General features: G+C 71.1%; 9 protein-coding genes. All 9 read right to left on the reverse strand.

Going from position 1 to position 15,042, the window contains the following annotated elements:
- Window positions 1-1,410: condensation domain-containing protein (locus Ari01nite_RS48870; RefSeq protein ID WP_239163697.1), on the reverse strand; the 1,410-nt coding region annotated here is incomplete at its 3' end.
- 48 nt (window positions 1,411-1,458) lie between these two features.
- Window positions 1,459-2,430 carry a tryptophan 2,3-dioxygenase gene (locus Ari01nite_RS48875; protein WP_203791554.1) on the reverse strand — a complete coding sequence of 324 codons (972 nt, stop codon included), beginning with the start codon at window positions 2,428-2,430 and terminating at the stop codon, window positions 1,459-1,461.
- Window positions 2,431-2,626: 196 nt separating this feature from the next.
- Window positions 2,627-3,463: an ABC-2 transporter permease gene (locus Ari01nite_RS48880; RefSeq protein ID WP_203791556.1), complete on the reverse strand. Its 837-nt coding sequence runs from the start codon at window positions 3,461-3,463 to the stop codon at window positions 2,627-2,629.
- A 26-nt stretch (window positions 3,464-3,489) separates the two neighbouring features.
- Window positions 3,490-4,419, reverse strand: coding sequence for an ABC transporter ATP-binding protein (locus Ari01nite_RS48885; RefSeq protein WP_203791558.1), 930 nt, complete (start codon window positions 4,417-4,419; stop codon window positions 3,490-3,492).
- A 2-nt stretch (window positions 4,420-4,421) separates the two neighbouring features.
- Window positions 4,422-5,483 carry an aminoglycoside phosphotransferase family protein gene (locus Ari01nite_RS48890; protein ID WP_203791560.1) on the reverse strand — a complete coding sequence of 354 codons (1,062 nt, stop codon included), beginning with the start codon at window positions 5,481-5,483 and terminating at the stop codon, window positions 4,422-4,424.
- Window positions 5,480-7,387 carry an ABC transporter ATP-binding protein gene (locus Ari01nite_RS48895; RefSeq protein WP_239163698.1) on the reverse strand — a complete coding sequence of 636 codons (1,908 nt, stop codon included), beginning with the start codon at window positions 7,385-7,387 and terminating at the stop codon, window positions 5,480-5,482. The genes Ari01nite_RS48890 and Ari01nite_RS48895 overlap by 4 nt, the downstream gene beginning before the upstream one ends.
- Window positions 7,387-8,322, reverse strand: coding sequence for a TauD/TfdA family dioxygenase (locus Ari01nite_RS48900; protein ID WP_203791562.1), 936 nt, complete (start codon window positions 8,320-8,322; stop codon window positions 7,387-7,389). The genes Ari01nite_RS48895 and Ari01nite_RS48900 overlap by 1 nt, the downstream gene beginning before the upstream one ends.
- A gap of 21 nt (window positions 8,323-8,343) precedes the next feature.
- The gene (locus Ari01nite_RS48905) at window positions 8,344-9,153 is read right to left on the reverse strand and encodes an alpha/beta fold hydrolase (protein ID WP_203791564.1); all 810 of its coding nucleotides are present in this window, start codon (window positions 9,151-9,153) and stop codon (window positions 8,344-8,346) included.
- The coding region (locus tag Ari01nite_RS48910; RefSeq protein WP_203791566.1) for a non-ribosomal peptide synthetase at window positions 9,150-15,042 on the reverse strand (5,893 nt) is incomplete at its 5' end. The genes Ari01nite_RS48910 and Ari01nite_RS48905, both read right to left, overlap by 4 nt.

Here is a 15,042-nt window from a genome sequence, read left to right on the forward strand (position 1 = left end):
ATCCGGGCTCGCCGCCACCTGCCGCTGGAACAGCTCCACCAGCGACCGGCAGTCCACCGAGGTTGCGGTGCTGCCGGCCCAGGTCAGGACGTCGGTGCGCTCGCGACCGGTCAGCACGTCGAGTCGGCTCACCGGCCGGTCCGGCGCCGCCACCAGCGCGCGCAGCACGGCGACGAACCGCTCGGTGATCGAGCGGGCCGCGGCCGGGTCGATGCGGTCGGGCCGGTAGTCGAGGCGGAATCGCAGGCCGCCGGCGCGCGGGAAGGCGAGCAGCGTCGCCGCGTAATGCGAGACGGCCCGGCTGCGGACCGCGGTGATGCGCACGTCCTGCGGGGAACCGGCGGGCACGCCGGGCGGTTCCAGCGGGTAGTTCTCGTAGACGAGGAGCGTGTCGAACAGGTTGCCGGCACCGGCCTGCTGCTGGATCTCCGCCAGCCCCAGGTAGTGATGCTCAAGCAAACCCACCTGCTCGTCCCGGACCCGGGCCACGACGTCGCGCAACGACTCACCACCGCGCCAGCGCACCCGCACCGGCACCGTGTTGATGAACAGGCCCACCATCTGCTCGACCCCGGACAGCTCCGCGGGCCGACCGGAAACCGTCGCACCGAACACCACATCCGACCGGCCCAGCAGGCGGCCGACCACGACACCCCACGCCACCTGAACCAGCGTGTTCACCGTGACACCCAACGCCCGCGCACCCGCCGCAACACCCGCTGCCAGCTCCGCATCCAGCGCGAACTCGGCCTGTTCCGGAACCACCGCCGCGGCGTCACCGGACCCACCGGCCACCAGCGACGCACCCGGCAGATCCACCAGCGCCGAGCCCCATGCCGCCCGCGCCGCACCCCGGTCCCGGCCCGCCAGCCACGACAGGTAGTCCCGGTAACCGCGCACGGCCGGCAGACCCGACACCGGGTCCGCGCCGAGATACAACGCCGACAGTTCGCGCAGCAGCACCGGCATGGACCAGCCGTCGAGAACGATGTGGTGGTTCGTGATCACGAACCGGTACCGCTCGTCGTCCAGCCGGACCAGCAGGAACCGCAGCAACGGCGCGGCGGTCAGGTCGAAGCGGGTACAGCGCTCGCTGAGCAACGCCTGCTCGACGGCTTTCGCCTGGTCGTCGCCGTCCAGGTGGCGCAGGTCGACGTCGGTCCAGCGCAGCACCGGGTCGCGGTGCACCACCTGCACCGGCTGGCGCAGGCCCTCGTGCAGAAACGCGGAACGCAACACGGCATGCCGGCGGATCAGGGCGCGTGCGGCCGCCCGCATCCGCTCGTCGTCGAGCACACCCGACATGTCGAGCACGGTTTGCATCGTGTAGGTGTCGTGTTCGCCCTCACTGTGCACCTCGTGGAAGAGCAGGCCTTCCTGCATCGGTGACAGCGGAAGAAGCTCTTCCACGGCAGACTGCTGCATTGCGGATCTCCCCTCAGACCCGGAACTGACGTGTCAACCCACGGACCGGACAGTCCACAACTCGTCGAAGAAACGATGGTCGGCGGCTTTGCGCAGCCACCCGACACCACTCGTGCCACCGGTGCCGACCCGGCCACCGATAATGCGCTCGACGGTGAGTAGATGGGAGAAACGCCAACGCCCGAAAAGATAAGCGAGGTCGACCAGGGCCTCCGCCAGGCGATGCAATTCGTGGTGCCGGGCCGGGTCGTCGTAAATCATACGCCAGACCTGGATGATTTCGTCGTCCCTGGCCCGCGGCTCAGCCCAGTCCCGCTCGACACAATAGTCGGGAATGGGGAATTCGCGACGACTCAGAAACCGGACGGCAGCGTCGTAGATGCTCGGTTCGGCGAGCGTACGCGCCAAATTGTCGTGAGCCGACGGCTCGCCCTGATGCGGACGCAGCATCGACTTGCTCTTGTTGCCGAGAATGAACTCGAGCTGGCGGTACATCGGGGACTGGAATCCCGACCCCTCGCCCAGGTCGTCCCGGAATTCGTTGTATTCGGCGGGGCTGAGCGAGGCCAGCACGTCCCACGTGCCGGCCAGCACTCCCATCGCCTGATGGGTGCGGCGCAGCGTCCACAGCGCCTCGCTCAGCCGGTCCGCCTCGAGGTGGTCCCGGACCAGCTTGGCCTCGGTGTACACGAGCTTGAACAGCAGCTCCATGACCTGCGTCATGATCAGGAAGGACGGCTCGCCGGCCGCGCCGGTGCGCGGCGTCTGCAGCGCCAGCAGGGCTGGCGTCTGCACGTAGCCGGCGTACGGATTAGGCTCCTCGCCGAATTCCAGCAGTGGCTGCCCACCCGATTTCTTGTACCGATCCTCCCGGTCACCCTCGGATAACGGACACGCTTGCGCACGCGGCGCACTTATGGCGTCACTCAAAAGAACTTCCCCCGTTAAGTCAGCGTGAAAGCCATGCACGGATCGCGTCAACTGCGACTCTTTGATCTGGCGCACCGCGAATCCGGTTCACACAGCGACTCGGGGAGAAGTGTTGCACACCGCCGACCATCTATCAAGGTTGATAACGGGCCGACCGGTGCTCAATTTCCCGACTAAATACCGGGGTACCACAAAAACGGCCATGTCCCGGCGGCCGTCCGCGCAAAGCACGCGGAAAGCCGCCGGAACAGGCCGGGGGGTGAGTTGTGTCTTAGGCGTCGCGCTTTTTCAGGGTGGAATATCCGAACCCGAGCGCGGCGACTGCCCAGGCGGCCAAGATGAGCAGGGCCGGGCCGGCGCCGTAGCGGTCACCGCCGCCGTCCAGCAGGTAGGTACCGGCGCTGCCGGGCAGGAAGTCGGAGATCGTCTGGATGAACTCCGCCCCGATCCCCCGGGTGATCAGCGGCAGGACCACCAGCAGCAGCATCGAGACGCTGAGCGTGCCGACCGCACTGCGCAGGATGAAACCGACCCCGAGGGTGAACATGCCGACCAGGGCCAGGTACGCCGCGACCGACGGGAGCTGGCGCATCAGTTCGCCGGACTCGACCAGGGCCAGGTCCTCGAGCATGATGCCGCCGGAGATGGTGCCCGCGCCGGCCAGCACCAGGCCGTAGACGAAGGTCACCAGGCCGACCAGGATCGCCTTGGAGGTCAGCATCCGGAACCGCGACGGGACGCACTGGAGCGTGGCCCGGATGCTGCCCGACGCGTACTCCGAGGTGATCACCAGCATCGCCAGCGCCATGATGGCGAACTGGGCCAGCTGGGCCGCCTGAATTGTCGTGTCCCCGACCGGGAACGGCTCGGTGGGAGCCGGGTGTGCCGTGTCCTCATAGGAGTAGTCGTAACCGACCACACCGGCCCACAGCACCATCAGGATCACACCCGTGGCCAGGCACCACCAGGTGGATCGGACCGACCACAGTTTGACCCACTCGAACCGGATCGCGCCCCACAGACCGCCGCCGCGTTCCGGACCCGCAGCCGACTCCCGCGTAATGACGTCGCCCGACTGAGCGACCTCCGCGGTGGAGTATGTGTTCATCAGCTGGGTTCTCCTCTCGAACTTCTCTAAGCCTTGCTCTGGCGTCCGGCGCTGGTGTATTCCACGCTCTCGGCGGTCAGCTCCATGTACGCTTCCTCCAGCGAGGACTGCCGCATGGCCAGCTCGTGCAGCTGGACACCCAGCTCCGCGGCGCGCTGGCCGACCGCCTCGACGGTGCCGTTCACGACGTGCAGCTCGTGCGGGGAGACCCGCTCGACCGCCGCCGACTCGCCCTCCAGGGCCTTGGCCAGCTGGTCCAGCCCCTGCGTCTGCGGGCTGCGGACGATGACGGCGTTACGCGATCCGCGGGCGATGACATCGGCCATCGGCGCGTCCATGATGACCTTGCCCTTACCGATGATCACCAGTTGGTCCGCGGTCTGCTGCATCTCACTCATCAGGTGACTGGAGACGAAGACCGTGCGGCCCTCGGATGCCAGCCGTCGCATCATGTGCCGGACCCACCGGACGCCCTCGGTGTCGAGCCCGTTGACCGGCTCGTCGAAGAGCAGCACCTCCGGGTCGCCCAGCAGCGCGCTGGCGATCCCGAGCCGCTGGCTCATCCCGAGTGAGTAGCCCTTGGCCCGCTTCTTGGCGACATTCGCGAGGCCGACCTCTTCGAGTACCTGGTCCACCCGCTTCGCCGGAATGCCGTTGCTGTAGGCCATCGAGAGCAGGTGGTCCCGCCCGCTCCGGCCCGGGTGCACGCCCTTAGCGTCCAGGAGCGCGCCCACCTTGCGCATCGGCCACTTCAGGGTGGAGTACGCCTTGCCGCCGATCGTCGCCTCGCCTGAAGTCGGGTGGTCCAAGCCCATGATGACCCGCATCGTGGTGGACTTGCCCGCACCGTTGGGCCCGAGGAAACCAGTCACCTTGCCGGCCATCACCTCAATCGAGATGTTGTCGACGGCGACCTTGTCGGCGTAACGCTTCGTCAAGCCGCGAATCGCGATCATCTCTACCTCCGCACCTCATGTCTACTGCCGGTAACGCTATTGGCCGGCGGCGGCCAACTCCTCCGTCGTTCGACATCAGCCATCTCTGTCTTTCGTCGTGTGTCGGGTCCCGGCAACGCCCACGGATCGGCGTCGTACCGGCGCATCAGAACCGCCGCCTGCCGGGCCGAAACCGCCTGAAAACCGGTCTGCGACCCGGACCCGCCCCGGTTCCACGTCATGTTCTCCACGGCCCGCAGCAGCGCCCAGTCGCGAACTTCGGCCGGGTCGTGCCGCAGGCCGGCCGCCACCTGTTCGATCACCGCATCCGCCGCGTCCGGTGTCGGTTCCGCGCCGAGCATCAGCAGCACCGGCAGACCCGCCTCGTACGCGGGCGGACCCACCACCGGCTTCGGATCGATCACCAGCCACGGTTCCCGGCCGGCCGCCACGATGTTCCGCAGATGCGTGTCCCGGTTGATCAGCACGCCGGCCTCCCGGTAGTGCCGGAGCTGCCGGCGGGCCAGGCGCAGCGCCGCGGTGAGCGGTGCGGCCCGGTCCGGGTCGCCGGTCACCCGCAGCTCCAGCGCGAGCTGGGTCCACTGCGCCACCCAGCCGGCCAGCAGGCTGCGCATCGACGGGAACGCGAAACCCGGTGGTGCCGGGCGGCGCAGGCGCAGCACCAGTCCGCAGGCGATCGCGAACGCGGCCGCCATGTCCGGATGGGTGAGCAGCGGATCGCCGGGTTCGGCCTGTTCGATCAGCATCGCCCCGGTCGCCGGATCGTGCCCGTACAGGCGCACCGCCCCGTCGCCGTCGTAGGCGCGCAGGGCGAACGCCTCGGCGTCGTTCTCGCCGTCGCGCAGCGGTAGTTTCAGCACCGCCCGCGCGCCGTCGGGCCGCACGGCCGGCAGCACCAGTGCGTGCGTGCCCTCCGGGAACGGATCACCGAGCCGCAGCGCCCACCGGTCGGCTACGGCCGCGGCGACGTCCGGCACCTCGGCGACCCACCGGCGGCCCGCGTCGCCGAAGGTCGCCGTCACCCGCTGGGCGAGGCGTTCCGGCACGGCGATCCGTCGGTTCATTCGGCTCCCCGCTCGACGAGCTGGGTGAGGCACAGCTTGGCGTACGCGCCGCCGGCCGCCATCAGCTCGTCGTGCGTGCCGCGTTCCACGATCCGGCCCTCCTCCAGCACGACGATCACGTCGGCGTGCACGATGGTCGACAACCGGTGCGCGATGACCAGCGAGGTGCGTCCCTCCAGCGCCGTCGCCAGCGCCTTCTGCACGGCCGCCTCCGAGCCGGAGTCGAGGTGCGCGGTGGCCTCGTCGAGAATCACGATCGGCGGCGCCTTGAGCAGCAGCCGGGCGATCGCGATCCGCTGCCGCTCGCCACCGGACAACCGGTACCCCCGGTCGCCGACCACGGTCTGCAGACCCTTCGGCAGGGCCCGCACCACATCGCCGGCCTGTGCCATGTCGAGCGCGGTCCAGATCTCCTGCTCGGTCGCGCCCGGCCGGGCGTACCGCAGGTTGTCCAGGATGGACTCGTGGAACAGGTGCGAGTCCTGGGTGACCACGCCGATGGCGTCGCGCAGCGACTGCGACGTCACGTCCCGCACATCCACCCCGCCGACCCGGATCGCGCCGCCGGTCACGTCGTAGATCCGGGAGACCAGCATGCCCAGGGTGGACTTGCCGGCACCGGACGCGCCGACCACCGCGACCATCTGGCCCGGCCGGACGGTGAGCGAGATGCCCCGCAGCACCGGCTCGGACGGCGCGTCGTCCAGGACCGCCACGTCCTCGAGCGCGGCCAGCGACACCTCGGACGCGGTCGGGTAACGGAACTCGACCGCGTCCAGCTCGACCGAACGGGCGTCCTTCGGCACCGGCCTGGCATCCGGTTTCTCGGCGACGGCCGGGGCCAGGTCGAGGATGTCGAAGACCCGCTCGAACGAGACAACGGCGCTCATCACGTCGACCCGGATGTTGCTCAGCGCAGTCAGCGGACCGTAGAGCCGGGTGATCAGCAGCGCGAGGGACACCACGGTGCCGGCGCTCACCGTGCCGTTGACCGCCAGCCAGCCGCCCAGGCCGTAGGTCAGCGCCTGCGCCAGCGACGCCACCAGCAGCATGGCCACGAAGAAGGACCGCGAGTACATCGCCTGCAGGATGCCGATGTCGTGCACCCGCACCGCGTCCTTGCGGAACCGCTCCTGCTCCACCTCGGGCCGGCCGAACAGCTTGACCAGCAGCGCGCCGGCCACCCCGAACCGCTCGATGGTCGCCGATGCCATCCGCGCGTTGAGCTGGAAGCCCTCCCGGGTGATCCCGGCCAGCCGGCGGCCCATCCACTTGGCCGGCAGCAGCAGCAACGGCAGCAGCACCAGCGACAGCAGCGCGATCTGCCAGGACAGGGTGGCCATCACGACCGCCGTGATGATCAGCTGCACGACGTTGCTGATCAGGCCGGACAGCGTGGTGCTGAACGCGCGCTGGGCACCCAGCACGTCGGTGTTGACCCGGCTGGCCAGCGCCCCGGTCTTGGTGCGACTGAAGAACTGCAGCGGCAGCCGCTGGATGTGCGAGTGCAGCTCGGTCCGCAGCCGCAGCGTCACCCCCTCGCCGACCCGGGCGGCGTGCCAGCGCTGGGCCAGCTGCAGCCCGGCGTCGACGACCGCGAGCCCGGCCACGATCAGGGCCAGCCACACCACGGTCCGGGCGGCGTCCGGCCGGGCCTCGGTGATCGCGTTGACGATCCACCCGGCCACCACCGGCGTGCCCACACCGATCGCCGCGGACAGGATCACCGCCAAGGTGAAGACGGCGATCCGGCCGCGGTACGGCCTGGCGTAGCCGAGCACCCGCCGCCACACGCCGCGCTGCACCTTGCGCCCGGCCACCTGGTCGCGCTTGCGTTCCGAACGCAGCATCCGATCGCCACTGAACTCGCTGCCCAGCGAGCCGGCGTCTCCGAGCAGCGACATCAGTCGGACATCGCGACGAGAATGCGGCGCTTACCGGTGAACGAGCGGCGGCCGTGCCCGACCAGCACGTTGTCGATCAGCATCAGGTCGCCCTCGCGCCAGTCGCAGTCCTTGGCCTCCTCGATGCCGCGGTCGCGCACCTGCAGCGCGTACTCGGCCGGGATCGGGTCGCCGTTGGCGAACCGCACCGACTGCGGCAGCTCGTCCTCGGGCAGCAACCTGGCCAGTTCGGCGGCGGTCTCGTCGCCGAGCGACGCCGGGTGCCACTGGTCGGACTGGTTGAACCAGACCTCCGCGCCGGTGACCGGGTGCCGGGTGAACGACGGCCGGGTCATGCTCACCTGGATGCCGTTGGCGTTCCAGCGGAACTCGGCGCCGGTGCCGGTCAGGAACTCCTCGACCGCACCCCGGTCGTCCGTCTCGAAGGTGTCCTGCCAGCTCTTGCCCAGCCCGTACCCGTCATGCAGGTTCTGGGTGTAGGTGACCCCGCCCGCGTAGGCCTCGCGGACCTCGTCGTCGAGGGCCTCGAGCCAGCGGACGCCGTCCACCACCGGGGTGGCGCCGCCGGTCGCCGGCGCCTCGGCGCAGAAGAACAGCAGCCGGGACGGCCACTGGTGCGAGTACGAGAGCTCGTTGTGCATCGAGATGGTCAGCTCGGGCGGGTACTCGGTCGAGGTGTAGATGTTGTTGCCGACCTTGGTGCGCGGCGAGTTGCCGTGTACGTAGGCGAGCCGGTTGGGCAACAGGATGTCCATCACCTCGGGCAGGGTCTGCTCGGTCACCCCGAAGCCCCGGAAGATCAGGGCCTTCTTCTCCACCAGCAGGTCGTCGATCGGGTTCGCCCGCAGGTAGTCGATCAGGCCGGCCGCCGACGCCGGTACGTCCGCCTCGTGCCGGTGAATCTCGTGCGGCAGCCACGTCGCGTGGTCGCTCATGTCCATGTCCCCTTCGATGTGTCAGACGGGCCGCTCGCCGAAGAAGGCGAGCATGCATTTGTTCACGGCCTGGTAGTCCTCGAGATAGCCGAAGTGGCCGCACCCGGGAATCAGCTCGTAGGCCGCGCCCGGGATGGCGGCGGCCAGCTCCCGGCCCAGGTGCGGCGGCGTGATGAGGTCGTCCTCGAAGCCGATGACCAGGCACGGGACGGTGATCTTCCGGTAGGCGTCGAGCCGGTCCGGGAACGGCTCCATGCCCAACTGAGCCCGCACGCCCTCGCCCGAGGTGGTGCTGAGCTCGAGCACCTCGAGCCAGTCCCGGATCTTCTCGTCGTCGTCGAGGGTGCGCGGCGACAGGTTCTGCATGGCCTGCACCACCGCCCGGTAGCTGTCCGGCACCCGCACGCCGCTGTCGTGCAGCGCGATCTCGGCCAGCGACAGCGCCCGGCGGAACCGGTCGCCGCGGCCGCGGGTGGCCATCAGCACCGCCTGCGAGACCAGGTCCGGCCGGGCCAGTGCGAGCTCCTGCACGACCTGGGCACCCATCGAGGTACCGACGAACCGGCACCGGCCGAGCCCCAGGTGGCCGACCAGGGCGACCAGGTCGTCGACCATGTCGTCGACGGTGAAACCACCGGCGCAGATATCGGTCGGCGGGATACCCCGGTTGTCCACCGTGATCGACCGGTAGCCGGCCGCGGTGAGCGCGGGCGTCTGGTAGAGCTGCCAGGCCCGGCCGCGGCCGCCGCTGCCCATCACCAGTACGACGGGCTCGCCGCGGCCGAGGTCCTCGTAGCTGAACTGGATGCCGTTCAGCGGGATGACTGTCATCGGTTCGGTCCCTTTCCGAGGTTCTGATCGGCGCCGGACGTGCCGAGCTGCCGCTCGATCGCCGCCAGGTCGCCGGCGTCCAGCGAGATCAACCCGCCGAGCGGCACGGCTTCGGGCTCCGCCACCGGCTCGGCGACCACAGTCGCGAGGCCGGCCACGGACTTGTGGGTGAACACGTCCCGGGCGCTGATGGCGAGGCCGGCCCGGCGGGCCCGGGAGACGAGCTGGATCGACATGATGCTGTCGCCGCCCAGGTCGAAGAAGGAGTCCTCGGCGCCGATCTCGGGCCGGCCCAGTACCTGCGCGAACAGGCCGGCCAGGGTCTCCTCCCGATCGCCCTGCGGCGCCCGCGAGACACCGGCCGCCCAGTGCGGAGCCGGCAGCGAACGCCGGTCCACCTTGCCGTTCGCGGTCTGCGGCAGCTGCTCCAGCAGCACGAACGCGGCCGGCACCATGTACTCCGGCAGCGCCCGCCGCGCGGTCTCCCGCAGCGCGGCCTCGTCGATCGCGGCGCCCGCGACCGGCTGCACGTAGCCGACCAGCCGCCGGTCGCCCGGTCGGTCCTCGCGGACCACGGCCACCGCGCGGCCGACCCCCTCGGCGGCGGCCAGCACCGCCTCGATCTCACCCAGCTCGATCCGGAAGCCGCGCACCTTGACCTGGTCGTCGGCGCGGCCGACGAACTCCAGCGTCCCGCCCGGCCGCCACCGCACCACGTCGCCGGTGCGGTACATCCGGGCCCCGGCCACCCCGAACGGATCGGCCACGAACCGCTCGCCGGTCAGTGCCGGACGGCCCAGGTAGCCGCGCGCCAGGCCGGCGCCGGCGAGATACAGCTCGCCGGCCACGTTCACCGGTACCGGCTGCAGGGCCGCGTCCAGGACGTAGACGCCGGTGTTGACGATCGGCGACCCGATCGGCGGCAACCCGGCCAGGTCGGCCGGGATCACCGAGGCGGTCGACCAGACCGTGGTCTCGGTCGGCCCGTACAGGTTGGCGGCCGACCGGGTGGCCGCGGCCAGCGACCGCGCCACCTCGCCGCTGACCGCCTCCGCGCCCACCACGGCCTTGATGTCGCGCAACACCTCGGCACCCGCACCATCTTCAAGCAGGGCGCCGTCCTCCAGCAGGGCGTGCCACAGCGTCGGGGTGGCCTGCATGACGGTGACCCGGTTGGCGGCCAGGAACTGCCACAGTCCCGGCCGGTCCCGCAGCACCTCGCCGGTGGCCAGCACGATCGCGGCCCCCGAGGTCAGCGGCACGTAGATCTCCGGCACGGCCATGTCGAAGCCGATCGTGGTGGCCGCGAACATCCGGTCCGCCGGGTCGGCCGCGTAGTAGTCGCGGATGCCGGCCACGAAGTTGGCCAGTGCGGCCCGCGACACCACGACACCCTTGGGGGTGCCGGTGGAGCCCGAGGTGTAGATCACGTACGCCGGGTGCTGGCCGCGACCCGGTGCGACCCGGTCCGCGTCGGTCAGGTCGCCGTCCGGGCGGGCGGCAAGCTGCGCCACCGTCCGCGGGTCGTCCAGCTGCAGCACCGTGGTGTCGATCCGCAACCCGGCCGGCAGCGCCCCGGCCGAGGTGAGGACCGCGGCCGGCCCGGTGTGCCCCAGCATGTACGCCAGCCGGTCGGCCGGGTGCTCCGGGTCGACCGGGAGGTAACCGGCCCCGGCCTTGAGCACCGCCAGCATGGCCACCACCAGCTGTTCGGACCGCGGCAGGGCCACCACCACGAACTGCTCCGCGCCGATGCCCGCCGCGACCAGGTGCCGGGCCAGCCGGTTCGCCCGGGCGTTCAGCTCGCGGTAGGTGAGCTCGCGGCCCTCGAAGACGACCGCGGTGGCGTCCGGTGCGCCGGCAACCTGCCGCTCGAACAGGGTGAGGACGTCCGGGCCGGCCGGCGCCCCGGTCCGGTTCACCTCGGTGACCAGTTGGCGGCGTTCGTCGGCGCTGAGCAGCGGCACCGTACCGATCCGGGCCGACGGGTCGGCGGCCATCGCCTCGAGCACCCGCAACAGCCGGCCGGTCAGGCCGGCCACGGTCGCCTCGTCGAACAGGTCGGCGCGGTACTCCACCGAGCCGCTCATCCCGGTCGGCGAGCCGTCCGCGTCCCGTCCGTCGTGCACGCCCACCAGCAGGTCGAACTTGGCCACCGACTGGCTGACCGGCTCGCTGCTCACGACGAGCCCGGGCAGGCTGTCCAGCGCGGCCTCGGCCGCCCGCTGGTCGTTGTTCTGGAAGGCGAGCATCACCTGGAACAGCGGGTGCACGGCCATCGAGCGCAGCGGGTTGACCAGGTCGACCAGCCGCTCGAACGGCAGGTCCTGGTGCGAGTACGCGGCCAGGTCGGTGTCCCGGATCCGGCCGAGCAGGTCGCGGAACGTCGGGTTCGCCGACGTGTCGGTCCGCAGCACCAGGTTGTTGACGAAGAAGCCGACCAGCCGGTCCAGCGCCCCGTCGGTGCGCCCGGCGACCGGTGCGCCGATCGGGATGTCGGTGCCGGCGCCGAGCCGGGTGAGCAGCGCCGCGAGTCCCGCCTGCAGCACCATGAACAGCGTGGTGTCGGTCTGCCGCGCCAGGTCGAGCAGCCGCTCGTGCAGCGCGGCCGGCACCGCGAACCGGACCTGCCCGCCCTGGTGGCCGGCGACCGGCGGCCGCGGCCGGTCGGCCGGCAGCTCGATCTGGTCGGGCAGGCCGGCCAGGGCGGCCTTCCAGTACCCGGACTGCGCGGCGATGGCGCTGTCCGGGTCGGACTCGGAGCCCAGTGCGCCGCGCTGCCACAGGGTGTAGTCGGCGTATTGGACCGGCAGCGGCGTCCAGGCCGGTGCGCCGCCCGACAGCCGCGCGGTGTACGCGGTGCTGACGTCGGCGGCCAGCGGGCCCATCGACCAGCCGTCGCACGCGATGTGGTGCACCAGCACGAGCAGCACGTGCTCCTCGGGCGACAGCGCGAACAACCGGACCGTGATGGGGATGTCGGTGCTCAGGTCGAAGGCGTGCCGGGTGGCGGCGGCGAGTTCCGCGGCCAGCCGGTCCTCGGTCACCGGATGCACCTCGAGCAGGTCGCCCACCTCGTCCGGCGCGACGATCACCTGGAACGGGCCGTCGTCGTCGTGGTCGAAGCGGGTGCGCAGGCTCTCGTGGCGCACCACCACGTCGTGCAACGCCGCCCGCATCGCCGCCCGGTCCAGCGGGCCGTGCAGGCGCAGCGCCACCGGCATGTTGTAGGTGGGGCTCGGTCCCTCCAGGTGGCTGAGGAACCACAGCCGCTGCTGCGCGAACGACAGCGGCAGCCGCTCCGGCCGGCCGGCGGCCACCAGCGGCGGCCGGGCCGCGCTCGCGGACGCCAGGCGGGTGGCCAGCTGCGCCACCGTCGGCGCGTCGAACAGGGTCCGGATGGCCAGCTCGACGCCCAGGACCGAGCGGACCCGGCTGGCTAGCCGGATCGCGAGCAGGGAGTGCCCGCCGAGGTCGAAGAAGGAGTCCTCGACACCCACCGAGGGCAACCCCAGCACCTGCGCGAACAGCCCCGCCAGCACCTCCTCACGAGCGTCCCGCGGCGGCCGCGACACACTCGCCTGCCACTGCGGAGCCGGCAACGCCCGCCGATCCACCTTGCCGTTCGCGGTCTGCGGCAACTTCTCCAGCACCACGAACGCCGACGGCACCATGTACTCCGGCAACGTGTTCGCGGCCACGGCACGCAGAGCCGCCGGATCCACACCGGCGGACTCCACGTAGGCCACCAGCCGCCGATCCCCCGGACGGTCCTCCCGGACGATCACCACGACTCGGCCGACGCCGTCGGCCTTCGCCAGAACGGACTCGATCTCGCCCAGCTCGATCCGGAAACCCCGAACCTTCACCTGGTCGTCCGCCCGTCCCACGAACTCCAGCTCGCCGGACCGGTTCCAGTGCACGACATCACCGGTGCGATACATCCGCGAACCGCCCGGGCTCGCCACGAACCGCTCCGCGGTCAAACCGGGACGACCCAGATAACCGCGCGCCAGGCCGTCACCCGCGATATACAACTCACCCGGCACACCCACCGGCACCGGCTGCAACCCCGCATCCAGCACATACACCTGGGTGTTGTCGATCGGCCCACCGATCGACGGCACACCGGACAGACCCGCCGGCACATCCCACACCGTCGACCACACGGTCGTCTCGGTCGGGCCGTACATGTTCGTCACCGACAACGCGACGGCCGCGAGGTCCCGGGCCAGCTGGCCCGGAAGCGGCTCGCCACCGACCAGCACCCGCACACCCGACAACCAGCCGCGGTCACCGGCGCCCAGCAGGCCGTGCCACAGACCCGGCGTCGCCTGCAGAATCGTCACGCCCTCGCGCACCGCCAGGTCGCGCAGCGCGGCCGGTTCACCGACCTCGGCGCCGCCGGCGAGCACGACGGTGGCACCCGACACCAACGGCACGAACAGCTCCAACACATGGATGTCGAACCCGACAGTCGTCACCGCCAACAGACGATCCGAACCCGACACCCCGAACCGCGCCGCCATCGCCTGCACGAAATTGCTGAGGGCACCGTGCGGGATCTGCACACCCTTCGGCCGGCCCGTCGAACCCGACGTATAGATCACGTAGGCCGCCTGGTCGGCACGGATGGCGGGCAGGTCAGCGGTCCCGGTCAGCACCTGACGGTCGAGCAGCACCACCGGGACACCGGTGTCCGGGACCCGGTCGGCCAGCTCGGACGACGACAGCACCAGCACCGGCGCCGCGTCCTGCAGCACGTAGCGCACCCGATCCGCCGGGTAGTCGACGTCGACCGGCACATAGGCGCCGCCCGCACGCCATACCGCCAGCAGGGCAATCACCAGATCCGCCGACCGCGGCAGCATCACCGCGACCCGCGACTCCGCGCCGACGCCCTGCGACACCAGCCACCGCGCCAGGTCGTCGACCCGCGCGGAAAGCTCCCCGTAGGTCAGCGAAACCAGGGCGAGCGCCCGCGGGTCCTGCTGACGGATCAGCTCCGGCACCAGCACCGGCGACGGCGCCACCACCGGGCCGGCGCCCGTGGCGAGCACCCGCGCCCGCTCGCCGGCGTCCAGCACGTCCACCCGGGCCAGCGGCAGGTCCGGGTCCGCCACCACGGCGGCCAGCAGGCGCAGCAGGCGACCGGTGATGGCCTCGACCGTGGCCCGGTCGAAGAGGTCGGCGCTGAACTGGGCCGCGGCCCGCAGGCCGTCCGGCGCGCCCTGGTCGTCGCGCAGTTCCTGCAGGGCGAAGAGCAGGTCGAACCGGGCCACCCCGGCACCCGCCGGCTCGCTCCGCACGGTCAGGCCGGGCAGCGCGGCCAGCGAGTCGGCGGAGATGCGCTGGTCGAGGTTGTTCCAGGTGAGCATGACCTGGAACAGCGGGTGGCGGGCCAGCGAGCGGGCCGGGTTGAGCACCTCGACGAGCCGCTCGAACGGGAGGTCCTGGTTCGCGTACGCGGCCAGATCGGTCTCCCGCACCCGGCCGAGCAGGTCCCGGAAGCTCGGGTTGCCGGCGGTGTCGGTGCGCAGCACCAGGGTGTTGATGAAGACGCCGACGAGGTCGTCGACCGCGTCGTCGGTGCGGCCCGCGATGGGCGTGCCGATCGGGATGTCGGTGCCGGCGCCCAGCCGGGTCAGCAGCGCCGCCAGCGCGGCCTGGACCACCATGAACGGCGTGCTGCCGGTCTGCCGGGCCAGCGCGGCGATCCCGGCGTGCAGGCCGGCGTCGACGGTGAAGCCGACCGAGTCGCCGCGGTAGGAGGCCACGTCCGGGCGGGGCCGATCGGCCGGCAGGTTCAGCTGCTCGGGCAGGTCGGCCAGCGCCTGCGTCCAGCAGTCGAGCTGGGCCCGGATCAGGCTGTCCGGGTCCTGTTCCGCG

Source organism: Paractinoplanes rishiriensis (genome assembly GCF_016862375.1).
GTDB classification, from domain to species: domain Bacteria; phylum Actinomycetota; class Actinomycetes; order Mycobacteriales; family Micromonosporaceae; genus Actinoplanes; species Actinoplanes rishiriensis.

Coding starts and splice junctions, on each gene's coding strand:
- Ari01nite_RS48885 (WP_203791558.1), bottom strand. CDS start 4,419: ATGATCGCGATTCGCGGCTTGACGAAGCGTTACGCCGACAAGGTCGCC.
- Ari01nite_RS48900 (WP_203791562.1), bottom strand. CDS start 8,322: ATGAGCGACCACGCGACGTGGCTGCCGCACGAGATTCACCGGCACGAG.
- Ari01nite_RS48880 (WP_203791556.1), bottom strand. CDS start 3,463: ATGAACACATACTCCACCGCGGAGGTCGCTCAGTCGGGCGACGTCATT.
- Ari01nite_RS48895 (WP_239163698.1), bottom strand. CDS start 7,387: ATGTCGCTGCTCGGAGACGCCGGCTCGCTGGGCAGCGAGTTCAGTGGC.
- Ari01nite_RS48905 (WP_203791564.1), bottom strand. CDS start 9,153: ATGACAGTCATCCCGCTGAACGGCATCCAGTTCAGCTACGAGGACCTC.
- Ari01nite_RS48890 (WP_203791560.1), bottom strand. CDS start 5,483: ATGAACCGACGGATCGCCGTGCCGGAACGCCTCGCCCAGCGGGTGACG.